Here is a 20278-nt window from a genome sequence, read left to right as displayed (position 1 = left end):
GCGCGAGGCCTGATCAGGCGGTCTCGTCCCGGTGGCGGCGCAGGAGCGCCGTTATCGCGCACCGCAGGCAGTCGGTGTCCGGGGCGCCGGTGGTGTCGTGGTGGCGGTCGCACTCGGCCGCTTCCCGCGCCCCTGTTCGCTCCTGGGGCGGGGGACAGCCGGGCTGCGGACCGCCGACCAGGGCTTCGAGTTCCCGCAGGAGTCTCTCGGTGCGTTTGGCCTGTTGGGCCAGGACTCGCACGCGCGCGCTCTGACCGCCGATCTGGCGTCGGCTGGCGACCAGTCGCCGGTACTCCTCCGGGGTCAGGGCGACCGCCTCGCGTCCGCCGAGAGTGATGTGGCGCGGTTGGGGATGTTGGCGGGCCACTCGGCTCCTCCGCTCGTCGCCTCCGTCGGTGTCCCGAGAACGCGAGAGGCCCCTCGGACGGTTCCGAAGGGCCGACTCGTGTCCGGAAGGGATCAGTGGGCGGCCGGAACCGCCCGCCCCGACGTCGAGGTCGCGGGCTTGGGGTTCAGCTGCCGCTCGGCCAACTCGCCGAAGAGCAGACCGAATCCGCCCCACAGAACGGCCTGGATGGCCAGTGCGGAGAGGCGGAACCGCCACAGGAGGGTGGCCGGGAAGTGCTGCGGCACCTCGTTGACGGCCGGCAGGAGTGCGTACGCGAGCCCGATCACGGTGGCGAAGGCCGCCACCGCGACCACGGTCGCCCACCAGGTGCCCACAGTGGGCGCGAGCCGCTTGCCGAGGATGGTGGCGGCGATCGCCAGGAGCACGCTGAGCACCATCATCAGGAAGTACAGGCTGGTCCGCTTGCTGATGGTGTCCGGGTCACCCACCGACGGCGGGTTGGCCGGGTACTTCAGGAACGGCACGACGTACACGGCGAGCAGCGCGCAGCCGGACAGCAGCAGCGCGGTCGCCCGCGGGCTGAAGCGGCCCACCCGGCCGAGCGCGAAACAGAAGGCGAGCGCCGCGATGCCGCCGAAGGCGACCCCGTAGACCAGGACGCCGGTGGCAAGGCCGGCGGTGGACTGCAGGGAGCGGGAGACGACTTCCATCTCGTGCTCGTGGGAGTGGGCCTCCTCGAAGCTGATCGCGCTGTCGACGTTCGGCTCACCGAGGAAGTAGGCGGCGACCAGGGCGAGCACGCCGGCCGCGAGGCCGGCGAGCATGCCCCGCACGAGGAGGTTTCTAACCGTTGCGGAATTCATGGGTGTGCGGCGTCCCTCGCGTCAGTGGCAGGGGAAACCGAGCAGGTGGCGGGCGTCGTGCACCCACTCGTGGACGTCCGTGCCGTTGAACACGGAGGTGGCGCCCTGCTCGGCGCCGACGAAGTAGAGCAGGATGAGCATGAGGATGCCGAAGAAGACCGCCCAGGGAGCTATCGCCTTCAGCGGCAGCGTGGCGGGAACGGCGGGGGTGGTGGCTGTCGGCTGGGCGACGGTCTGCGCCATGGCAGAACCTCCTCTGGGAGTTCGCGTCCCATCTCGGTGGTGCACAGGACGACCGCTACGGGTCTGACTCACCAACAGCCCTGGCGCTGCAAGGCTGTTCGTTCACAGTGGCGCGACCGTGCCGGACTTCCACCGGCTTCCGTTCTGCCGTCGTCGATATCGGACCGACGGTACCGCGTGTCCGGAGCCTGGCCAAGACCGCATCGGCGAACGTGATCTTCCCCTCTTGTCCGGCCTGCCAGGATCGGCGGTACCTCCGCCCCCGCACGGGCCTGCTAGATGCCGAAGGGTGCGGCGTAGTGGACGGTACCGCTGGGCAGCGGGTGGCCGGCGTGCAGGGTGAGGGCCATCAGGGCCTCGTCCGGGACGTCGAAGGTGACGCCGATGCCGTGGGTGGAGGCGCGGGTGAAGCCGAAGCGCGGGTAGTACGCCGGATGTCCGAGGACGACGACGAAGTGCTCGCCCGTGTCCCGGGCGGCCTGGAGCGCGGCGCGGACGGCCGCGGATCCGGCGCCGGTCCCCTGGTACTCGGGCAGTACGGCGACGGGGGCCAGGCACAGGGCCGGGGTGGCGTCGATGTGGCAGCGAGTCAGCAGCGCGTGGCCGACGGGCCTGCCGTCCGGCGTGGCGGTGACGATGGACAGACCGTCGATCCAGGACGCGTCGGCCCGCAGGGCGTCGACCAGGCCGGCTTCCAGCGGCGTCTCGAAGGCCGCCAGGTCGATCTCGCGGATGGCGGGGAGGTCGGCGCCGGTCTCGGCACGGGTGATCCAGTCGGTGCGCATGATCCCAGCCTCCCGCATCACGGACGGAAGCGGGACACTGCCTACGACGCCTTCGGGTGGTCCAGGCCCGTCACCGGTGTGCGGAAGATGCCGCTGTAGACGTCCGTACGGTTGTCCGGGGCGCCGGAGTTGGTCTCGGTCAGCGCCGGTCGCACCCCGGTCCCGACGGGCACCAGGCCCTGGTAGTCACCGATGAAGTAGCCGCCCGCGTACGGCGCTTGCAGCCAGTCGAAGACCCGGGAGATCCGCCGCTCGGACAACAACCGCGGATCGCCGTGCGGCAGCGTGGCCAGTTGGTAGGCGGTGGGCAGCGTGGTGGTTTCGCCCGGCTTGAGGAAGCGGACGTCGTAGTACGTGAGCGCGACCGTGCCCCGTTCGTCGACGGCGACCGACGGGGAGAAGGCCGGCACGCGCCGTGGGCTGATCAGCGTCGGGGTCCTGCTCCAGGTGTGCCCGCCGTCGGTGGAGCGCACCAGTTGGACGGAGTTGTGCCTCCCGCCGGAGAAGTCCGAACCCTCGTAGGACATGTACAGCGTGCCGCTCTTCGGGTCGATGGCCGGGCTGGGCAGGGTGGAGCCGGCGCGCAGTGCCTTGGTGGGGTCGTTCGGGTGGACTTCCGGTACGGCGGTGTCCTTGGCCACGGTGACCGGCGCGCTCCAGGTCGCGCCGCCGTCGGTCGAGGTCACCACCGCGTAGTGGGCATCGGTGACGGTGGTCAGGTCATCGGCGTAGGTGATCCAGTCGAAGAAGTCGTACAGGGTGCCGCTGTGCCGGTTGACGACGATCACGTGGCCGATGGTCTGCGTGTTGGGAACGGCGCTGGTGTCGACGAACCGTCGGGCCTCGCTCCAGGTGCGGCCGCCGTCGCGAGTGACGGAGATGTAGCCCGGACCGTCGAGGTTGCTCGGGCCGGGAGGGTCGTTGTCGAGGCGGTCCCAGACCTGGTATGCGGTGCCCCTGCGGATCGGGTCGGCCGTGATCGAGGGCTTGTCGTTGAAGAACGGCTGCTCGTCGACGTGTGTGGTGGTGAGGTTCTCCCAGGTACGCGCGCCGTCGTGGGAGGTGGCGGCGAGGAGGCCGGTACGCGTGCTCTTCGTGAAGTCGACGCCCTCTCCGCCGGCGTAGACGGTGCCGTCCGGTCCGGTGCTGACCCAGGGGTCGGTGGCCCGCTCGAAGTCCGCGCCGCCCGGCGCGCAGGCGCTGAACGGCAGCGTGCTCTCGTGGAACGTACGGCCGTCCCTGCTCCAACTCGCCACCAGGCCACGGGCGCCGCCGTCGGACCAGCGGTCCTGCTGGAACACGGTGACCACGCGCTTCGCGTCGCGCGGATCGACGGTGAGGTAAGGCTCGACCTCGGTGCCCGGATAGACGACGCTGTCGGGGGACCTCGCGCCGATGGTGCAGTCGGCGTAGGGGTCACCGTGGGACACCTTGCTCAGCGATCCGCCGTCGGTGCCGCGCTCTGCGGCCGCCGAAGTCGCACCGGTGACCGCGGTGAGCAGGAGTGCGGCGGTAGCGGTGGCAGTGGCGGTCAAGGGCAGACGGACGCGCATGAAGGATCTCCTCCGGACCTCGACAGCCGAGCGACGGCACTGCTTGATCTCTTTCGGCGTCGTGGTCGATGCCCTTGATGGGCCGAAAGGCGGAGTGCCGCGCGGGCGAACGCCCTGTGCGGGGCTCAGGCGCCGAGTGCCGTGCGGATCGCGGCTCGCGCTCCACGAAGTGCACCTGAAACGCTGCGTAGGGTTCAGCCGCCCCCTCGGTGCGGTGGCTGTCAGGGGTGTGTCGTGAGCCTGACGGAGTTCACCAGGTCCCGAGCCGGGCCTGACACGTCTCTCCCCGCCAGGACCTCGATCTCAGCGGTGACAGCCAGAAGGCGGCCGTCCTCCGCGCGGTGCCGCTGACCGGACACCGCTTGCGCGTAACTGGCGCTGATCGACCGCAGATACTCGGCGTAGGCGGTTCGTCTGGCGTCGGTGAGCGAGTCCTCCCGCTGCCACTTGCGGTTGCGCGATGCCTGCGACTGCTGGAGGGCGCCGCCGACCAGGACTCCGAGCAGCGTTCCGATGACGCCCACGACGACGGCACCCATGTCCAGCCCCCTATTACGCCGTTGACCGAAGACGGCTCTCACGGGTGACTTCCCCGGACGCCGGACGAGGAAGCCGACGGCACACCGCGGCTCCCTCGTCCGGCACCCTCAGGTCAGCTCCACTGCTCGGACGGCTTCGCGCCGGCAATCGGCCTGCCGATCACGGCGAGCGGGATGAAGAAGTTGACCTGGCCGAGCGCGAGGATCAGGGTGACGAGTGCCTTGTCGTCGTAGCACCTGGCAGCCCGGGCGTAGAGCTCGTCGGAGACGCGCTCGCCGTGCGCGGACGGCTGGAGCACCGCCTCCGCGAGGGCCAGCGCGACGGCCTCGGCCTCGGTGAAGCAGCGCGCGTCCTGCCAGGACGACACCGCGGTGATCCGTTCCTCGGACTCCCCCGCCTTGCGCAGGCTCTCGGTGTGCATCAGGGTCAGGTAGGTGTTGCCGACGATCTGACCGGCCCTCAGGTGCATGAAGCTGATCGTGCTCTGCGGCACCGTGCCGTTGCCGATGGTCTTGTACAGCAGTCCCGCCACTTCCCCCAACTCGGGGACGAGCTTGAGCGGGTCGGGCAGCCGCGAACCGGCCGTCTGCGCGGCGGTCGACTGATCTCCCATGACTGTGTTCCTCCGGGTGTCTGACATAGCTGACACAGCACTGACGGAACCGACGACAAGGATGTGACGCCTCCCGGAAAAAATCTTCGGGCAGGAGGCAGCCGTTCTACAGTGACGCTCGGGGGCCCTGCCGTGCGGGCCTGAAGGGAGACGGGGAAACTCATGGGTGAAAAGACCGCGACCGAGTGGTGGGAGCAGCTGCCGGCCGGGGTCCGGCAGCAGGTCGACGGGTACGTCCTCCAGGACGCCCGCATGCAAGCGATCCGCGTCGTCCTGGCGGCCGGCCGCGCCCGTGGCCTGGGGCTCGTCGACGCTCAGTGCGTGGTCGCCGAACGCTACGACCACCACGGCGACGCAATCGCCCGCACCCCCGACAGCCCCCTCGACCTGGAGTCCCTGGCGGCCCGCGCCGCCGGCCTCCCCGGCCGCGTCGTGGCGGTCGAGGCCGTGTGGGACGGCGACACCTTCCACGACTGGTTCGTGGTCCTGCTGGCCATCACCGCCGACCCCGACGCGGAACACCCGCTGGCCACCGTCTACTGGGGCACGGCCGTACGACACCTCGGCGAAACCGGGAACCGAGGCACCCGCCACCCCTCAGCCACAGCCGCCGACAAGGCCGGCCGAGCCCTGGCCGACCACCTCCGCGTCCCCTTCCACTTCGCCAGTCCCGACACCCCGGACGACGAGGCCCCGCGCTGGCGTCCCTGAGCCCGGCAAGCCACTTACAGCTCGGCCGGTGAGGGGTGTTCGCCTCACGTCCGTGTGAAGCGGCGGACGATGTCCGGCCTCGTTCTCAAGTGTTCCGGGTAGCCGGGGCCCATCCGTACCGACGTGTTCTCGGAGCGCATCGGCTCGCCGCACGCCGAGCAGACCACCTCGGCGTGCGCGTCGTGCTCGCAGGTGTCGTGGTGGAGGGTGACCGGCGCGCCCTCCTCCCCCGCCAGCCAGCGGTCGCCCCACCGGCTGAGGGCGGCGAGGACCGGGAAGAAGTCACGGCCCTTCTCCGTCAGCACGTACTCGTAGCGCGGCGGCTCGCTCTCGTAGCGGCGCTTCTCCATCAGCCCCTCGTCGACCAGGCGGCGCAGCCGGTCGGTCAGGGTGTTGCGGGCGATGCCGAGTTCGCGCTGGAACTCCTCGAAGCGGCTGCTGCCGTAGAACGCCTCCCGCAGCAGCAGGGAGCTCCAGGCGTCGCCGAGCACGTCCACGGTTCTCGCGATGGAGCACGGCCAGTTGGCGAAGGAGGGGCGCGCCGGGCTCATGACGCGTCGCCGACTTCCCGTACCAGTTCGATCGCCCGGCCCAGGGTGTCGAGCTTCGCCTCGATGGTCTCCCCGGCCGGGTAGAGACGTACGGTGTCCACCCCCGCGTCGCGCCAGACGCGCAGCCGCCGCCGGACCATGTCCTCCGTGCCGATGAGAGTGGTGGCCAGCACCATGTCGTCGGTGACCAGGCCCGCGGCGCCGTCCCGGTCCCCCGCCTGCCAGCGCTCGCGCACCTGCTCGGCGACCTCGCTCCAGCCCTGGCGGCTGTAGGCGCGGTTGTAGAAGTTGGTGGACGCGGAGCCCATCCCGCCGAGGCTGAAGGCGAGTTCCTTCTTGCGTCCGGCGACCATGGCGCCGAGGGCCTCCTCGTCCGGCGCGAACGCGACCTCGGCGCCCTGGCAGACGTCGATGTCGGCACGGCCGCGACCGCTGTCGGCCAGTCCTTCGTCGAGCGGGGCGAAGTACGCCTCGGCCGCGCCCTCCGGTACGAAGCTGGTGCCCAGCCAGCCGTCCGCGACCCGCCCGGTGAGCCGGAGCATGGCCGGGGACAGGGCGGCCAGATAGATCGGGACCGGATGCTCGGCCCGCATGGACAGGCGCATCGGCACCGCCTCCCCGCCCGGCAGCGGGATCCGGAACTCGGAGCCCGTGTACGAGAGTTTGCCGCCCGCGACCACCTCCCGCACGATCTCCGCGGTCTCGCGGACGCGCGCGAGGGGCCGGGCGAACGGCACCCCGTGCAGGCCTTCCATCACCTGCGGCCCGGAGGGGCCCAGGCCGAGCAGGAAGCGTCCGCCGGAGAGGTTGGAGAGCGTGATCGCCGTCTGCGCGAGAGCCACCGGCGTGCGGGTGCCGACCTGCATCACGCCCGAGCCGAGCAGCAGGCGCTCGGTGCGGGCCGCGTAGAAGCCGAGCGCGGACGGCGCGTCCGAGCCCCAGGCCTCGGCCACCCAGCAGATGTCGAGGCCCAGTTTCTCGGCCTCGACCACGAAGTCGGCCTGCCGGGACCAGGATTCGAAGCCCGCCGCCTCGACGGTCGTCGCGGTCCGCATCACGCCTCCGCCAGCTGCTTGATGTGCGCGAGCGTCGCCGTCATGTTGTGCTCGAACTCCCGCATCCGTACGAACACGATCTTCTGCTCCTTGTCCGGCATGGTGTCGATCGCCATGGACAGGCCGGAGCGTCCGGGGCCCATCCGCATCCACTGCGACAACTCCGTTCCGTCGTCCTTGGGTTCCAGCCGGAACCGCCAGAGCGCCGACGGCCGGTCCGGGTCCTCCACCGCCCAGGCGAACACCCGGGCCGGCTCGCACTCGACGACGGTCGAGGTGGTCGCCCACTCCCCGAAGGCCTGGTGCTTGCTGCGCCCGACGAACCGCGCGCCCAGGGCGGCCCCGGTGGCGCCGTCGAGCCATGCGATCGACTGCAGTTCGCCGCTCATCCCCGGCATCAGGGTCACGTCCGAGACCAGCTCCCACACCCGCTGCGGTGGGGCATCGATCCAGGTCGTCACCTCGACCGTCGGTGTGTCCGCGTACCGCGCGCCCGTCCACTCCATCGTGAGTCGGCCTCCTCGGGGGTCCAGGGGTCTGCCTGCCCTTTTAGAGTTGCGTAACAAGACTTAGCAAGTCAATAGCGGCGCGAGCCGGGAGCGCCGAGGGTTCCAGGACCGATGTCCCGGCCCCTTTGCGGCCAGTGACCAGGGTCACAGCCGCCGAGTGCATAGCGGAGTGGCCGCCACCGTCTTTCTCTCCGTGAAGGCAACTGGCGAGAGCGGGGACATTGCGGATGGCGCAGGCTCGGGCCGGTGAGTTCGACGAGTTCGTGGCGGTCCGCTGGTCGGGATTGCTCCATCTCGCCCGGCTGCTCACCGGCGGTGATCGACACAGAGCCGAGGACTTGGTGCAGGAGTCCTTGGTCAAGCTCTGGTTCGTGTGGTCGAAGGTCGCCGACGAGGCCCCCGACGCGTACGTACGGAAGGTGATGGTGCGCGCGGCGGCTCGGTCGGCCAAGCGGCGCTGGTGGGGTGAGCGTCCCGTCGCGCAGTTGCCGGACACGGCGGTCGCCGGCGATGTCTCCGCGGTCGTCGCCGAGCGGTCGCGCCTGGAGGCCGCGCTGGGCCAGTTGCCGGCGAAACAGCGGGTCGCGGTGGTGCTGCGCTACTACCAGGACCTGCCCGAGGGCCAGGTCGCGGAGGCGCTGGGGTGCCCCCTGGGCACGGCCAGGTCACACACCGCACGCGGTGTGGCACGACTGCGGCAGCTTCTGGCCGACGTCATCGAGCCGGTGGGGTGAGGGAGAGACCATGGACCACTTCGAACGGCAGCTGGCTCGCATGATGCACCACTCCGAGCAGCAGTCCCCCTTCGAGCCGCGGCACCGGGAACGTCTCCGGGCGGGCGTCCGGGCCCGTCGCCGTGCGCGCGCGGCGCAGGCGGCCGTCGGCTCCGTCCTGGCGGTGGCCGGGCTCGGCGCCGGGCTGTTCCTGCTGCCCCACTCCCACGCCAGAGACGAACCCAGCGCCCCGCACCCCCGGCCCGCGATCAGCCCGACGCCCTCGCCGACCACGACGCCGACGCCGACGCCGGACATGTCGCCGACGCCTCCTTCCTCGACCGCCACGAACTCCGCGCCCCCGAGCGGGAGCGCCACCTCACAGCTGCCGACGCCCGGCAGTTCGAGCACGGGCTCCGAGCCGACACCCGCGGACTCGGAGACGGACACGGCGTCGGCGCCCCCGGCGACATCGACGGCGAACTACACCTCGGAGCCACCGCCCGGCCGGTCGGCCCCGCCGGCCACGTCCTCGGCCCTGGTCGGCCCGACCGGCTGACCCGTCGACCGCGCGACCGCCCGACCGCCCGACCGCCCGACCGGCTGACCGCACCCCGCGTCACCTGAACCCGCCCTCGCCAGGCGTGCCTTCGGCATGCCCCGGCACCGAGCATCAATGCATAAAAAGTACACAGAAAGGACGAAACATGAGAGAGGCAGGTCTGGTCACCGTGCCAGGTCCGCACCGGCCACCGGTGCCGGCCCACCACCCGGAGCCGGTCCTGGAGTTGGTCGTCCCGGTGTTCAACGAGGAGGCCGCGCTGGAGCCGAGCGTGCGACGGCTGACCGCGCATCTGCGGGAGACCTTCCCCTACCCGTTCCGCATCACCGTCACCGACAACGCCAGCACCGACGCGACCCCGCGGATCGCCGCCCGGCTGGCCGCCGAACTGCCCGAGGTCGAGTGGCTGCGGCTGGCCGAGAAGGGGCGGGGGCGGGCGCTGCGGGCTGCCTGGTCGCGCTCGCGGGCGCCGGTCCTGGCGTACATGGACGTCGACCTGTCCACCGAACTGACGGCCCTGTTGCCGCTGGTGGCCCCGCTGATCTCCGGGCACTCCGACATCGCCATCGGCACGCGCCTGGCACCCGGTTCGCGCGTGGTGCGCGGTCCCAAGCGGGAGATCATCTCCCGCTGCTACAACGCCCTGCTGCGCTCGACCCTTTCGGTCGGTTTCTCGGACGCGCAGTGCGGTTTCAAGGCCGTACGACGTGATGTCGCCGAGCGGCTGCTGCCCCTGGTGCGGGACCCGGAATGGTTCTTCGACACCGAACTGCTCGTCGTCGCCGAGCGGGACGGGCTGCGGATCCACGAGGTGCCGGTCGACTGGGTGGACGATCCCGACAGCCGGGTCGATCTGCTGGCCACCGCGCTGGCCGACCTGCGCGGCATCGCCAGGATCACCCTGGCCCTGCTGCGCGGCACGCTTCCGCCCACCGGACTGCACCGGGGCGCCGACGGGCCGTCGGGGCGCCTGGTCACGCAGTTCGCCCGCTTCGCCGCCGTAGGAGCGGTGAGCACCTTGGCACATCTGCTGCTGTACGCGGCGCTGCGTCCGGCGGTGGGAGCCCAGGTGGCCAACGCGCTGGCGCTGCTGGTGTGCGCGGTGGCCAATACGGCCGCGAACCGGCGGCTCACCTTCGGGGTGCGCGGCCGCGCGGGCGCGCTGCGCCACCAGGCCCGGGGCATGGCGGCTTTCCTGGTGGGGCTCGCGCTCACCGGCGGCTCCCTCGCCCTCCTGCACCACGTGGCGCCCGATGCTTCGCACCGCGCCGAACTCGCCGTCCTGATCGCCGCCAACCTGACCGCGACGCTGCTGCGGTTCGTGCTGCTGCGCGCCTGGGTGTTCCGGCCGCGCCGTGACCGTACGGGAGCCGCCGCCTCATGAAGACCCTGACAACCCCCGCCGCCCGTCCGCCCGCCCTCGCGACCGCCCCGGGACCCGCCCGACAGCGGCTGCGGTGCGCGGTGCAGCGGTACGGCCCGGCGGCGGCGATGTACGGCGGCCTCAAGCTCGTCGGCTTCTCCGTCTTCCTCTTCCTGCTGGACTCCGCCGGGGACTACCGGAAGAAACCCCCGCGCTTCGGCGGCGGCGCCCACCCCTGGGAGGTGCTGGCCAGCTGGGACGGCTGGTGGTACCAGCAGATCGCCGCGCACGGGTACCACCCGGCGCTCGTCCAACTGCCGCACGCCGGCGGGCTCTTCACCGTGCAGGAGAACTCCGCGGCGTTCTTCCCGCTCTACCCGGCGCTGATACGGCTGGTCTCCGAGACCACCGGCCTCGGCCTGTACGGGGCCGGACTGCTGGTCTCGGTCGTCTCCTCGTTCGCCGCCGCGCTCGGCATCTACGTCCTCACCTCCCAACTCACCGGCACAGGAGCCGGGTTGGCCGCGGCCGGACTGTGGGCGGTGTGGCCGGGTTCCGGCGTGGAGTGGTCGGTCTACTCCGACTCCCTCTACGTGGCCCTGACCGTCTGGGCCTGCCACGCCCTCCTGAACCACCGCTGGCTCACCGCGGGCCTCCTCACCTGCGCCGCCGGGCTCTGCCGCCCCACCGCCGTCGCGCTGATCGCCGCGCTCTTCGTCGCCGCCCTGTCTGCCCTCCGTCGGCGCCGGATCGGCATCCGGCGCCCCGTGGCCGCGATGGCCCTCGCACCGCTCGGCCTGCTCGGATACCTGGCCTGGGTGGGCCACCGCATGGGCTCCTACGGCGGCTACTTCACGCTCCAGAGCGGCGCCTGGGCCCACGAGTTCGACTACGGGCGGCACACACTCGACGTGCTCACCTCCGCCCCGGTCGGCCACTTCACCTATCTCTTCGCGTTCCCCTTCGCGGACATCGTCGGCATCGGTGCCGTCCTGCTGACCTTCGCGCTGCTCCCGCTGCTGGTCCGACTGCGGCTCCCACCGCCGCTGCTCGTCTACACAGTGCTGACGATCGCTCTCGTCCTGGGCAGCCAGCAGATATTCGGCAACGTCTCCCGCTATCTGCTCCCCGCCTTCCCGCTCTTCATCCCGCTCGCCACCGCGCTCCGCCGCCTCCGCCTGCCCCTGCAGATCAGCCTGCTCGGCCTCGCGGCGCTCGCCTCCGGCTCGTACGCGGGCTACGTGCTCTTCGAACTCGGCGTCCCGTAACCCCCGGTCCCCGCGAAGTGCCCCCACCACCCAGCACACCACGGCAGGAACGAACCCGATGACCACGATCCAGCCCCTCACCGGGCCGCCGCCCACTGCTGCGGCCCACCCCACGCCCCCTCGGAACCGCCCGGATCCGGCGGCCGGTCAGGCCCCCGGCAGCCCCGCACGGCGCCTGCTCGGCCGCCTGACCTCCGCGGACCGCCGGGTCCTGCGGCTGTATCTGCTCACGCGCCTGGGTCTGTGGCTCGTCGCCTACTGCAGCACATGGCTGAACCCCGCCGGAGCCGACGGCAAGTCACCCGCGCCGTGGCTGTCGCGCTGGCAGCAGTGGGACTGGGAGCACTACCGGCACATAGCCGAGTACGGATACGTCGCCCCGTTCCCCGGCATCCACCCCTCCTCCGACAACCGCGTCGCCTTCTTCCCCGGCTTTCCCCTGACCTTGCGCGCCGTGCACGCGGTCATCGCCGACTGGACCGTGGCCGGCCTGCTCATCTCCTTCGTGAGCGGTGCGGTGGCCGTGGTCTCCCTGGCCCGGATCGCCGGACTGGGCCGCGCGGACGGCGACCCGGCGGGCCGACGGGCCGTCGCCTTCCTGCTGCTCTCGCCCGCGGCGGTCTTCCTGGCCGCCGGATACACCGAGTCGCTGTTCCTCGCGTTCGCGCTGCCCGCCTGGCTCTCGGCGAGGAACCGCGACTGGCCGCTCGCCGGCCTCCTCGCCGCCGCGGCCACGAGCGTCCGGGTCACCGGTCTCTTCCTGGCCGCCGCGATCACGGTCGAATTCGTGTCGGCGTATCGGGAGGAGCGGCGACAGGGCTTGGCGGTCGGCCGGTTCGGCGGGGAGGCGAGCCGGCGACTCGGTCGCGAGGTGGTCGCGCCACGTGCCCTGCTCTGGTGCGCCCTGCCCGCGCTGCCCGCCGCCGCGTACACCCTCTACCTGCACGCGGTGACCGGCGACTGGATGGCCTGGAAGCATGCCCAGGAGCGGGGCTGGTACCGGGATTTCCACACACCCGCCGAGGCGTTCCGGCACACCTGGGAGAACGCCTTCGGCCATCGCCAGAGCACCGGGTACGCCGTGGAGTTCCAGTGGGAACTGGCCGCCATGGCGGTCGGTGTCGTACTCCTGGCCGTGCTCCTGCTCCGCCGGCGCTGGGCCGAGGCCGTGTACATCGCGCTCAACCTGTGGGCCCTGGGCACCTCCTACTGGTACCTGTCCATCCCCCGCGCCACCCTCCTGTGGTGGCCGTTGTGGACCGGCTTGGCGCACTGGAGCCTGCGGCGTGGCTGGGTGAAGGAGGCGTACGTCGGGGTGGTGGCTCCGCTGGCGGTCGTCCTCGCCCTGACCTTCACGTCGGGCCGCTGGACCGGCTGAGGCCGCGGCACGCGGAGCCTCGGGCACCGGGCATCGGGCATCGGGCATCGGGCATCGGCGGGAACTGTCCCTGTTGCGGGCGAGCCCGACGGTGGCAGGGTCGATGGTGGCGACCGTACGCATGCCGCTCGGGGCCGTCGCCCAGCGGCCACCGCCAGAGGAGAGAAGCACCATGGAACTCCTGCAGCGGCCCCCGACCGTCAAGCTGCCGCCCGAATGGTGCACCGGCGACGCCTTCGCCGATGTCGTCCACCGGGGCGAGGACCCCTCCCGTCTGCGGGCGAACATGGTTCGATTCGCGCCCGGGGCCCGTACCGCCTGGCACTCCCACGGCCTGGGGCAGACCCTCTGCATCGTCGAGGGCGTCGCCCTGATCCAGTCCCGTGGCGGCGAGATCCTGGAGGCCCACCCGGGCGACGTCGTCCACACCCCGCCGGGCGAAGAGCACTGGCACGGCGCGGCTCCCGACCGGTTCATGGTCCACCTGGGCCTCTGGGAGACCGACGACGTCGAGTGGCTTGAGCACGTCACGGAGGCCGAGTATGCGGGCCCGCGCGTCAGCTCCCGTACCCGGCCCTGAGCCGCCCGAGACGCCTGAGCCGCCGCCGACCGGAAGTCCGTAGACCCGACCCGATCCTCCCGTCGTTCGTTATAGTGAACGTGAGGTTCACTGAATACTTCATGGGAGACACGGCATGCAGGTCAACGCGTACTACGAGGACACCTACGAGGAACAGGCGGTCACCCAGGTGATCGCCGTGGGAGAGCGGGACGGCGCGCCCTGGGTGGCCCTGGAACACTGTCTGTTCCATCCGCAGGGCGGGGGCCAGCCCGCCGACCGGGGCTGGGTGGACGACCACGAGATCGTTCCGGTACGGGATCAGGAGACCGGGCTGATCGTCGCGCGGGCGGCCGGGGACGACCCGCTGCCCGCCTTCGCACAGGGCCAGCAGGTCAAGGCGCGCATCGACCTGACAACGCGCGCGGCGCACGCCGCGCTGCACACGGCCGGGCACCTGGTCGAGGCGGCCGGGCGGGCCCAGGGCTGGGTACTGGCCGCGAACAACCACTTCCCCGGCCAGGCCCGGATCGAGTTCACCGCGCCGACGCCGGATGCCCGGCTGGACACGCCCGAAGGCCGGGAGGCGGCCACCGAGGCGCTCCGCGGGGCGATCGCCGAGGCCATCGAGCGGGACCTGCCGGTGATCGCGGAGTACGACGCCGAAGGCCTCCGCATCATCCGGCTGGGCGACCTGCACGCCGCACCCTGCGGCGGCACCCATGTTCGCGGCCTCGGCGATCTCTCCGAGGTCGTGCTGCCGACGCTGAAGGTCAAGCGGGGCCGGATCCGGGTCTCCTACGGCGCCGCCCACCGGGAGCGGTGATGGCGGGCAGTCCGGGCGAGCGCCGGCCGGCCAGCAGTACCGCGGTCGCGGTCGGGGCGCAGATCCGCCGCCGCCGGGAGCAACGCGGCATGAGCAGCGCCGAACTGGCCCGCCGGGCCGGGCTGAGCAAGGCGACGCTCTCGCACCTGGAGGCCGGCCGGGGCAATCCGACCATCGAGACCCTGGACGCGCTCGCGGTCGCGCTGCGCATCCCGCTGACCGACCTCCTGGCCCGTGACACCGACCCGGGACCGGTGTTCGTGGCCGGCACCGAGTTGCCCGACGGCGAGGTGGGCCGGGAACTGCTGCGCCGGATCAGCAGCGGCAACAGCCTGGAGATCTGGCGCCTGCGCATGCCCCCGCACACCCAGCTGGACGGCGTACCGCACGCGACCGGCACCATCGAGCACCTGCTCGTCGCCTCCGGCCGGCTCACCGCCGGGCCCACCGATGACCCGACGGACCTCAGCGGGGGCGACCTGCTCGCCTTCGCCGGGGACGCCCCGCACCTCTACCGCACCGGCGCCGACCAGGCCGACGTCACCGTGGTCATCGCCTCACCCATCATCAGCTGAGCCGCCCACAGCGCGCCGCTGCCTTACGCGGCGGCGCACCCCTTCCCGTGTCGTTCGCCGGTGGCCAGAGCCGTCCGGCCCGCGATCGAGAAGTTCAGGGCGAGACCGTTGTCCGCGGCGCGTGCCGACGTCAGTGCCACGCCGCGGGGCAGGCCGGAGACGGCGACGGTCCGCGGCTTCAGCTCGTCCTTCAGGCCGGAGGCGGCCGGCAGGGCGGTCAGGTCGTCGACGGCGACGCTGCGGCCGAGGACCGTCACGGTGGTCGGCGTGACGGTGACCCGGTCGGCGTGCGCGGACACCGTGGCACGGACCGTGACCGGCAGGCCCAGTTGCCCGACGGTTCCGCCGAGGACGAGGTCGCCGCCTCGGCCGCTGGGGGTCAGTCCGTCGCCGAGCGTGCCCAACCCGTGGTTGAGCTGGTCGTACCCGATGGTGGCGGTCGCGGTGCCGCCACCGCTGGCACCGTCGGTCGTGACGTCCTTCAGGGACACGTCGATGTCCATCAGGACGTCCTCGTGCCGCACCCGCCGGGCCTTGACCGTGACGTCGCCGACGTCACCGCCGAGGGTGCGCAGTCCGGCGAGCGGGGTGGTGAGGTCGGCCCGCACCGGCCCCTCCGGCTTCAGCCGGCACGACGCCACGTCGGCGACCCGCTGTTCGGCCTGGTGCTCGACCACCAGATCGGTCGCGCAGACGGCGGCGACGGCCAGGGCCGCGGCGCCCGCGACGAGGACGACGATCTTCCTACGACGGTTCAAGGTGACGTACTCCCAATCGATCGGGTCGGCGTGGTGCTCCGGTCGGACGGTCAGGCGTGCAGGCGCGGCAGGACTCGGTCGAGGCGGCGGGGCATCCACCAGTTCGCCCGCCCCATCAGGAACATGGCGGACGGCACCAGGATCAGACGGACCACCGTGGCATCGAGGATCACGCTGATCGCCAGCCCCAGGGCGAGCATCTTCACGACAACGGTGGGCGAGGCGGTGAAGGAAAGGAACACCGCGGTCATGATGAAGGCCGCGCCGGAGATCACGCGGGCCGTGGTCGACAGGCCCTCGCCGACCGCGAGCCGGTTGTCCGCCGTGCGCTGCCACGCCTCGGCGATCCGGGAGAGCAGGAAGATCTCGTAGTCCATGGAGAGCCCGAAGACGATCGCGAACATCATCATCGGGACGTACGACTCGATGGGCACCGGCTCGGACAGGCCCAGTACGGAGTCGCCCCAGCCCCACTGGAAGACCGCGACGAGGACGCCGTAGGACGCGGCGGTCGTGAAGAGGTTGAGGACGACGGCCTTGAGCGGGATCACCACGCTGCGGAAGACGGCCATGAGCAGGAGGAAGGCGAGGACCAGGACGATGCCGATGACGATCGGCAGCCGCTCGCCGAGAGTGCCGCGGAAGTCGGCCTGGCCCGCCACGCTGCCGGTGAGGTAGGCGCGGGCACCGGTGCCGCGGAGGGCGTCCGGCAGTGCCTGTCCGGACAGGGTGTCGAGCAGCGTGCCGGTGGCGGCGTCCTGCGGACCGGTGGTCGGGGTCACGGTGGTGACGAGGATCCTGCCGTCGCCGCTGGGCGCGACGTCGGTGAAGGACGCCACCCCGGGTGTCTTCTTCAGGGCCCGGGTGACGTCGTCGGCGACGCGGTCGGCCGAGGCGTCGGCGTCGCGGACGTCCACGACCGTGACGACCTGGCCGTTCGCGCCCGGTCCGAAGCCGCGGCCGGGCGCGTGCGCGATCCAGTCGTAGCCGGTACGGGTGCTGCTGCCGGGCCGGTCCGCGCCCGCGTCGACGTGTCCGAGCCGCATCGACAGCAGCGGCGCGGCGCACACGGCGAGGACGGCGAGGCCGACGGCCAGGAAGGGCCACGGCCGTCGGGCGACCAGCTCCGCGTACCGGTGCCAGCCGTCGCGCTCGCCCGCGCTCTCGGCGACCGGGCGGCGCAGCCGCAGCCGGTCGATGCGCCGGCCGACCAGGCCCAGGGCCGCCGGCACCAGGGTGAGGGCGGCGGCAGCGGTGACGACCACGGCAAGGGTCGCCGCGAGGCCGAGCTTGCCGATGAAGCTCAGCCCGCAGGCGTAGAGGCTGAGCATCGCGACGGCGACGGTCACAGCGGCGACGAGAACGGCACGTCCGCTGGTGCGCGCGGTGCGGGCGGCGGCCTCGACCGGGTCCCGTCCGTCGATCAGGTCCTGCCGGAAGCGGGTGGTCAGGAACAGGGCGTAGTCGATGCCCACGCCCAGTCCGATCATGGTGGCCAGGGTGGTGGCGGACGTCGCGAAGGAGACGGTCGCGGCGACGATGCCGACGATGCCCAGGCCGACTCCGACGCTGATCAGCGCGGTGACCAGGGGCAGCAGGGCGGCGAGGACGCTGCCGAAGGCGAGCAGCAGGATCACGAGGGCGGTGGCGACGCCGACGAGTTCGCTGAGCTTGTCGTTGGCGGGTGCGCGGACGACCTGTTCGAGGTCACCGCCGTACGCGACACCGATCCCGGCCGCGCGGGCCGGCTCCGTCGCCGTGTCGAGCCGCTCGGTGTAGGCGTGGCCGAGGTCTTTGAGCTGCTGGTCGAAGGCGACGGTGGTGTAGGCCGTGCGCCCGTCACCGCTGGTCACCGGCGCGGAGACCGAGGTGACGTGCGGGAGGTCGCGCAGGTCGGCCAGCGTCCGGTCGACTGCGGAGCGATGGTCGGCCACGGTGCCGGAGCCGGTGTGGAAGACGACCTTGCCGTTCGGCCGGCCGGCGTCGGGCATCGACGTGGCCAGGAGGTCGGCGCCGGTGTGGGAGGCGGTGCCGGGGAGGCTGACCTGGTCGCTGAAGGTGGGCGCGGCTATGTGGCGTCCGGCCAGGGCGGCGGCCAGGACGAGCAGCCACAGGGCGATCACCGTCACCGGACGCCGGGCGCAGAAGCCTCCCAGGCGGCCGAGCCGGGACCGGGCGGCGGGATCCGGGGCGGTCGGCGGGTGCCGGTCGGCGTGCGGTTCGGTCGCTTCGAGCGACTGCTGCTGGGGTCGGGGCACGGCGGTCTCCCAAGGAAAGTGTCACGAGTGACACGAACTCTAGAGACAAAGTGTCATGCATGACAATTGGCACCATGGACACGTTTGCATTGCGGCGGCGAGCTGGGACGACGGCGGAAGGATGCGCCTCCACGGATCTGGCACGGGTGCCGTTTGACAGCCCGGACAGCGTGCCGGAGGCTTCCTGACATGCCGAGTGAGATCGCCCCGGTGGGACTGCGCGAACGCAAGAAGGAGGAGACGCGGCGCCTGCTGCTCGAAGGAGGCGCGCGCCTGTTCAAGGAGCGTGGCTTCGAGGCCACCACCGTCGCGGACATCGCCGCGTACGCGAACGTCTCCGTGCGGACCTTCTTCCGCTACTTCGACAGCAAGGAAGCGCTGTTGCTGCCGGACGGCGTCGAGCTGTTCGCCTACGTCGAGCACGCCCTGGCCGAACGTCCCGCGGACGAGGAACCCCTGGACGCGGTGTGCAACGCCCTGCTGGCGGCGGCCAAGCCGTTCTCCGCGTCCACGCTGACGGCGCTCGGCCATCCGCTGGAGGACATCCAGAACGTGGTCACGGCCCGCCTCGTACAGGCCTTCTCGGACTTCGAGGAGCGGCTGACCACCCTGGTCCAGCGCCGTCTGCCGCCGGACACGCCCGACGCCGACCTCAAGGCGGCCGTGATCGCGTGCGCCGCCCTCTCGGCGGTACGGGCGGTGCTGCGCACCCGGCGGTCCCGCCGCGCGTCGGGCATCGACGACGCGGGCCCGGCGCCCCTGCTGCGCGCCTTCGACATCCTGCGCGAACTGGGCACCACCGAGCGGCCCTGACCCGGTATCAGGTCGCGTGCGTCCAGCAGTACGAGCGTCGGCGGCAGCGCTTCGTGGAGCATCCACACGCCGAGCAGGCCGCCCGCGGACATCGCGCCGACCGTGGTCGGGCTTCGGCTCGACGGTGAACTCCTTCCCGGGCGGGCCCTGTCAGGCTCGCTCCTGGGGCGGATGCAGCCGCACGTGGACGCCCACCGCCGCCACGAGGACGACGGCGCATGCCGTGAACACCAGACCGGCGTCGCGCACCCCTAGCGCCTCCGTCAGGGCGCCCACGCCGACGACCGGCAGCGAGATCCCCACGTACGCGACGACGAAGAACGCCGAGATGGTGGCGCCCCGGTGCTCCTGGGGTGCCGCGGAGCCCACCGCCGCCAGGCTCGCGCGGAACGCCATGCCCTGTCCCACGCCGCCGGTCACCGCGCCCACCAGCAGCACCGGAAAGGACGTCAGGAGCAGCGAGGCCGCGATGAGGAGGAGGCCCACGACGAGCACCAGGCAGCCGAGCGGCAGGGCTCTGCGCGCGCCGACGCGCCCCATGAGCACCTGACCGCAGGTCGAGGCACCGAACACGCAGAAGACGACGGCACCGATCACCGCCAGGTTGCGCTCGCCCAGCGTCTGGGCGAGGAAGGCGGGGGCCACCGCCGTGAACAGGCCGAGCAGGGAGAAGCCCGCGAAGGCGGCGAGGGAACAGGGAGCGAACACGCCGCGCACCTCGGGCGGCACCTTCATGCCCTGCGGCCGCAGCGGAGGCCGGGGACCAAAGTGGTGCACGGTCTCGGTCAGCAGCCAGGTGACGGTCGTGGCGATCGCCAGCAGCGTCAGGTGCACGATGAAGGGGAGCTCGAGCGGCCAGGGCGCGTACTGGGCGAGCAGGCCGGAGACGAGCGGGCCCAGTCCCAGCCCGCCCATGTTGGCCGCGGTCGCCGCCAGTCCGGCGCGCGCCCGCCGTCCGGGCGGTGCCAGGTCGAGGACGGTCGCGGTGCCCGTGCCGCTCAGCAGCCCGGCCGAGAAGCCCGAGAGCACCCGGCCCACGTACAACAGGGGCAGTCCGCCCGCGGTCAGGAAGCACACCGCGCTGAGCGCGGACAGGGCGAGGGCGCCCAGCAGTACCGGACGCCGGCCCAGCACATCGGAGAAGCCCCCGGCGATCAGCAGAGCGGTGATGACCCCCACCGCGTAGACGGCGAACACCACCGTCACGATCAGCTCGGAGAACCCGAACTCCTGCCGGTACAGGCCGTACAGCGGCGTGGGCAGCGTGGTCCCCATCATGCCGACCGCGAAGACCCCGGCCGCGGCCTTGTACCCCGGTCGGGAGCCCTGCCGATGACGCTCGGTTACACCACTGATCACACCCCACCATAGGCATCGGGCCCTCCGGCGCGAGGCGCCACGGCGGGCGGCGGGACGAGCCCACGGCCCCAGAG

23 protein-coding genes are annotated in these 20278 nt (G+C 72.0%); 10 read left to right on the top strand and 13 right to left on the bottom strand.

From position 1 onward, the window contains the following. Positions 1-13 precede the first annotated feature (13 nt). The 7 genes from ACWGKT_RS24955 to ACWGKT_RS24925 all read right to left on the bottom strand — a co-directional run bounded on the left by ACWGKT_RS24955 (position 14) and on the right by ACWGKT_RS24925 (position 4946). The gene (locus ACWGKT_RS24955) at positions 14-367 is read right to left on the bottom strand and encodes a hypothetical protein (protein WP_356142470.1); all 354 of its coding nucleotides are present in this window, start codon (positions 365-367) and stop codon (positions 14-16) included. Between the two features lie 92 nt (positions 368-459). After that, positions 460-1212, bottom strand: coding sequence for a CbtA family protein (locus ACWGKT_RS24950; protein WP_356142472.1), 753 nt, complete (start codon positions 1210-1212; stop codon positions 460-462). Between the two features lie 21 nt (positions 1213-1233). After that, positions 1234-1455: a CbtB domain-containing protein gene (locus tag ACWGKT_RS24945; RefSeq protein ID WP_235455248.1), complete on the bottom strand. Its 222-nt coding sequence runs from the start codon at positions 1453-1455 to the stop codon at positions 1234-1236. Between the two features lie 275 nt (positions 1456-1730). Further along, positions 1731-2240: a GNAT family N-acetyltransferase gene (locus ACWGKT_RS24940; protein WP_453275439.1), complete on the bottom strand. Its 510-nt coding sequence runs from the start codon at positions 2238-2240 to the stop codon at positions 1731-1733. A gap of 41 nt (positions 2241-2281) precedes the next feature. Continuing rightward, positions 2282-3793: a sialidase family protein gene (locus ACWGKT_RS24935; RefSeq protein ID WP_453275438.1), complete on the bottom strand. Its 1512-nt coding sequence runs from the start codon at positions 3791-3793 to the stop codon at positions 2282-2284. Positions 3794-4014: 221 nt separating this feature from the next. Beyond that, entirely contained in the window at positions 4015-4332 is a 318-nt protein-coding gene (locus tag ACWGKT_RS24930; protein ID WP_453275437.1) for a hypothetical protein, read from the bottom strand. Between the two features lie 113 nt (positions 4333-4445). Continuing rightward, complete coding sequence (locus tag ACWGKT_RS24925; protein WP_356142478.1) at positions 4446-4946, bottom strand: carboxymuconolactone decarboxylase family protein; 501 nt, start codon at positions 4944-4946, stop codon at positions 4446-4448. 162 nt (positions 4947-5108) lie between these two features. Between ACWGKT_RS24925 and ACWGKT_RS24920 the strand changes: the two genes are divergently transcribed. Beyond that, the gene (locus tag ACWGKT_RS24920; protein WP_453275436.1) at positions 5109-5657 is read left to right on the top strand and encodes a hypothetical protein; all 549 of its coding nucleotides are present in this window, start codon (positions 5109-5111) and stop codon (positions 5655-5657) included. Positions 5658-5701: 44 nt separating this feature from the next. Here the strand turns inward: ACWGKT_RS24920 and ACWGKT_RS24915 are convergent, their stop codons facing one another. The 3 genes from ACWGKT_RS24915 to ACWGKT_RS24905 are packed head-to-tail and all read right to left on the bottom strand — an operon-like array spanning position 5702 to position 7769. Then, positions 5702-6208 (bottom strand): winged helix-turn-helix transcriptional regulator, encoded by a 507-nt coding sequence (locus ACWGKT_RS24915; RefSeq protein WP_356142482.1) that lies wholly within the window; start codon positions 6206-6208, stop codon positions 5702-5704. Beyond that, a complete protein-coding gene (locus ACWGKT_RS24910) occupies positions 6205-7263 on the bottom strand; it encodes an LLM class flavin-dependent oxidoreductase (RefSeq protein WP_356142484.1) in 1059 nt (352 codons plus the stop codon). The genes ACWGKT_RS24915 and ACWGKT_RS24910 overlap by 4 nt, the downstream gene beginning before the upstream one ends. After that, on the bottom strand, positions 7263-7769 hold the full coding sequence (locus ACWGKT_RS24905) for an SRPBCC family protein (protein ID WP_453275435.1): 507 nt from the start codon (positions 7767-7769) through the stop codon (positions 7263-7265). Before ACWGKT_RS24905 ends, ACWGKT_RS24910 begins: the two co-directional genes overlap by 1 nt. Before the next feature lie 230 nt (positions 7770-7999). On the opposite strand from ACWGKT_RS24905, the gene ACWGKT_RS24900 reads away from it, so the two are divergent. The 8 genes from ACWGKT_RS24900 to ACWGKT_RS24865 all read left to right on the top strand — a co-directional run bounded on the left by ACWGKT_RS24900 (position 8000) and on the right by ACWGKT_RS24865 (position 15016). Further along, on the top strand, positions 8000-8506 hold the full coding sequence (locus ACWGKT_RS24900; RefSeq protein ID WP_356142488.1) for a SigE family RNA polymerase sigma factor: 507 nt from the start codon (positions 8000-8002) through the stop codon (positions 8504-8506). Positions 8507-8516: 10 nt separating this feature from the next. Beyond that, complete coding sequence (locus tag ACWGKT_RS24895) at positions 8517-9044, top strand: hypothetical protein (protein WP_453275434.1); 528 nt, start codon at positions 8517-8519, stop codon at positions 9042-9044. A gap of 148 nt (positions 9045-9192) precedes the next feature. Then, on the top strand, positions 9193-10431 hold the full coding sequence (locus tag ACWGKT_RS24890; protein WP_453275433.1) for a glycosyltransferase: 1239 nt from the start codon (positions 9193-9195) through the stop codon (positions 10429-10431). Then, positions 10428-11678, top strand: coding sequence for a hypothetical protein (locus ACWGKT_RS24885; RefSeq protein WP_453275432.1), 1251 nt, complete (start codon positions 10428-10430; stop codon positions 11676-11678). The genes ACWGKT_RS24890 and ACWGKT_RS24885 overlap by 4 nt, the downstream gene beginning before the upstream one ends. A 58-nt stretch (positions 11679-11736) precedes the next feature. Further along, positions 11737-13056: a mannosyltransferase family protein gene (locus ACWGKT_RS24880; protein WP_453275431.1), complete on the top strand. Its 1320-nt coding sequence runs from the start codon at positions 11737-11739 to the stop codon at positions 13054-13056. Positions 13057-13228: 172 nt separating this feature from the next. After that, positions 13229-13636, top strand: a complete 408-nt coding sequence (locus ACWGKT_RS24875; protein WP_453275430.1) for a (R)-mandelonitrile lyase — start codon at positions 13229-13231, stop codon at positions 13634-13636. 115 nt (positions 13637-13751) lie between these two features. Then, positions 13752-14441 carry a metal-dependent hydrolase gene (locus ACWGKT_RS24870; protein WP_453275429.1) on the top strand — a complete coding sequence of 230 codons (690 nt, stop codon included), beginning with the start codon at positions 13752-13754 and terminating at the stop codon, positions 14439-14441. Then, on the top strand, positions 14441-15016 hold the full coding sequence (locus tag ACWGKT_RS24865; RefSeq protein WP_453275428.1) for a helix-turn-helix domain-containing protein: 576 nt from the start codon (positions 14441-14443) through the stop codon (positions 15014-15016). Before ACWGKT_RS24870 ends, ACWGKT_RS24865 begins: the two co-directional genes overlap by 1 nt. A gap of 23 nt (positions 15017-15039) precedes the next feature. Here ACWGKT_RS24865 and ACWGKT_RS24860 read toward each other — a convergent pair whose 3' ends face one another. Together ACWGKT_RS24860 and ACWGKT_RS24855 are read right to left on the bottom strand one after the other, a co-directional pair. Continuing rightward, the gene (locus tag ACWGKT_RS24860; RefSeq protein ID WP_453275427.1) at positions 15040-15774 is read right to left on the bottom strand and encodes an LmeA family phospholipid-binding protein; all 735 of its coding nucleotides are present in this window, start codon (positions 15772-15774) and stop codon (positions 15040-15042) included. 50 nt (positions 15775-15824) lie between these two features. Then, positions 15825-18032, bottom strand: a complete 2208-nt coding sequence (locus ACWGKT_RS24855) for an MMPL family transporter (RefSeq protein ID WP_453275426.1) — start codon at positions 18030-18032, stop codon at positions 15825-15827. A 189-nt stretch (positions 18033-18221) separates the two neighbouring features. Here ACWGKT_RS24855 and ACWGKT_RS24850 point away from each other — a divergent pair, with 189 nt between their 5' ends. Then, entirely contained in the window at positions 18222-18845 is a 624-nt protein-coding gene (locus ACWGKT_RS24850; protein WP_453275425.1) for a TetR/AcrR family transcriptional regulator, read from the top strand. Positions 18846-18995: 150 nt separating this feature from the next. On the opposite strand, the gene ACWGKT_RS24845 is transcribed toward ACWGKT_RS24850, so the two are convergent. After that, positions 18996-20204, bottom strand: a complete 1209-nt coding sequence (locus ACWGKT_RS24845; RefSeq protein WP_453275424.1) for an MFS transporter — start codon at positions 20202-20204, stop codon at positions 18996-18998. Between the last annotated feature and the right edge of the window lie 74 nt (positions 20205-20278).

Source organism: Streptomyces sp. NPDC054794 (assembly GCF_053611585.1).
The sequence above is the reverse complement of the archived record's forward strand: the minus strand, read 5'-3'. Positions and strand labels throughout refer to the sequence as shown.

Bases quoted from the DNA above. Each gene is read 5' to 3' on its own strand.
- ACWGKT_RS24885 (WP_453275432.1), top strand. From the start codon at position 10,428: ATGAAGACCCTGACAACCCCCGCCGCCCGTCCGCCCGCCCTCGCGACC.
- ACWGKT_RS24870 (WP_453275429.1), top strand. From the start codon at position 13,752: ATGCAGGTCAACGCGTACTACGAGGACACCTACGAGGAACAGGCGGTC.
- ACWGKT_RS24910 (WP_356142484.1), bottom strand. From the start codon at position 7,263: ATGCGGACCGCGACGACCGTCGAGGCGGCGGGCTTCGAATCCTGGTCC.
- ACWGKT_RS24865 (WP_453275428.1), top strand. From the start codon at position 14,441: ATGGCGGGCAGTCCGGGCGAGCGCCGGCCGGCCAGCAGTACCGCGGTC.
- ACWGKT_RS24875 (WP_453275430.1), top strand. From the start codon at position 13,229: ATGGAACTCCTGCAGCGGCCCCCGACCGTCAAGCTGCCGCCCGAATGG.
- ACWGKT_RS24900 (WP_356142488.1), top strand. From the start codon at position 8,000: ATGGCGCAGGCTCGGGCCGGTGAGTTCGACGAGTTCGTGGCGGTCCGC.
- ACWGKT_RS24935 (WP_453275438.1), bottom strand. From the start codon at position 3,793: ATGCGCGTCCGTCTGCCCTTGACCGCCACTGCCACCGCTACCGCCGCA.
- ACWGKT_RS24895 (WP_453275434.1), top strand. From the start codon at position 8,517: ATGGACCACTTCGAACGGCAGCTGGCTCGCATGATGCACCACTCCGAG.
- ACWGKT_RS24905 (WP_453275435.1), bottom strand. From the start codon at position 7,769: ATGGAGTGGACGGGCGCGCGGTACGCGGACACACCGACGGTCGAGGTG.
- ACWGKT_RS24920 (WP_453275436.1), top strand. From the start codon at position 5,109: ATGGGTGAAAAGACCGCGACCGAGTGGTGGGAGCAGCTGCCGGCCGGG.
- ACWGKT_RS24880 (WP_453275431.1), top strand. From the start codon at position 11,737: ATGACCACGATCCAGCCCCTCACCGGGCCGCCGCCCACTGCTGCGGCC.
- ACWGKT_RS24945 (WP_235455248.1), bottom strand. From the start codon at position 1,455: ATGGCGCAGACCGTCGCCCAGCCGACAGCCACCACCCCCGCCGTTCCC.
- ACWGKT_RS24890 (WP_453275433.1), top strand. From the start codon at position 9,193: ATGAGAGAGGCAGGTCTGGTCACCGTGCCAGGTCCGCACCGGCCACCG.
- ACWGKT_RS24925 (WP_356142478.1), bottom strand. From the start codon at position 4,946: ATGGGAGATCAGTCGACCGCCGCGCAGACGGCCGGTTCGCGGCTGCCC.
- ACWGKT_RS24915 (WP_356142482.1), bottom strand. From the start codon at position 6,208: ATGAGCCCGGCGCGCCCCTCCTTCGCCAACTGGCCGTGCTCCATCGCG.
- ACWGKT_RS24950 (WP_356142472.1), bottom strand. From the start codon at position 1,212: ATGAATTCCGCAACGGTTAGAAACCTCCTCGTGCGGGGCATGCTCGCC.
- ACWGKT_RS24930 (WP_453275437.1), bottom strand. From the start codon at position 4,332: ATGGGTGCCGTCGTCGTGGGCGTCATCGGAACGCTGCTCGGAGTCCTG.
- ACWGKT_RS24940 (WP_453275439.1), bottom strand. From the start codon at position 2,240: ATGCGCACCGACTGGATCACCCGTGCCGAGACCGGCGCCGACCTCCCC.
- ACWGKT_RS24850 (WP_453275425.1), top strand. From the start codon at position 18,222: ATGCCGAGTGAGATCGCCCCGGTGGGACTGCGCGAACGCAAGAAGGAG.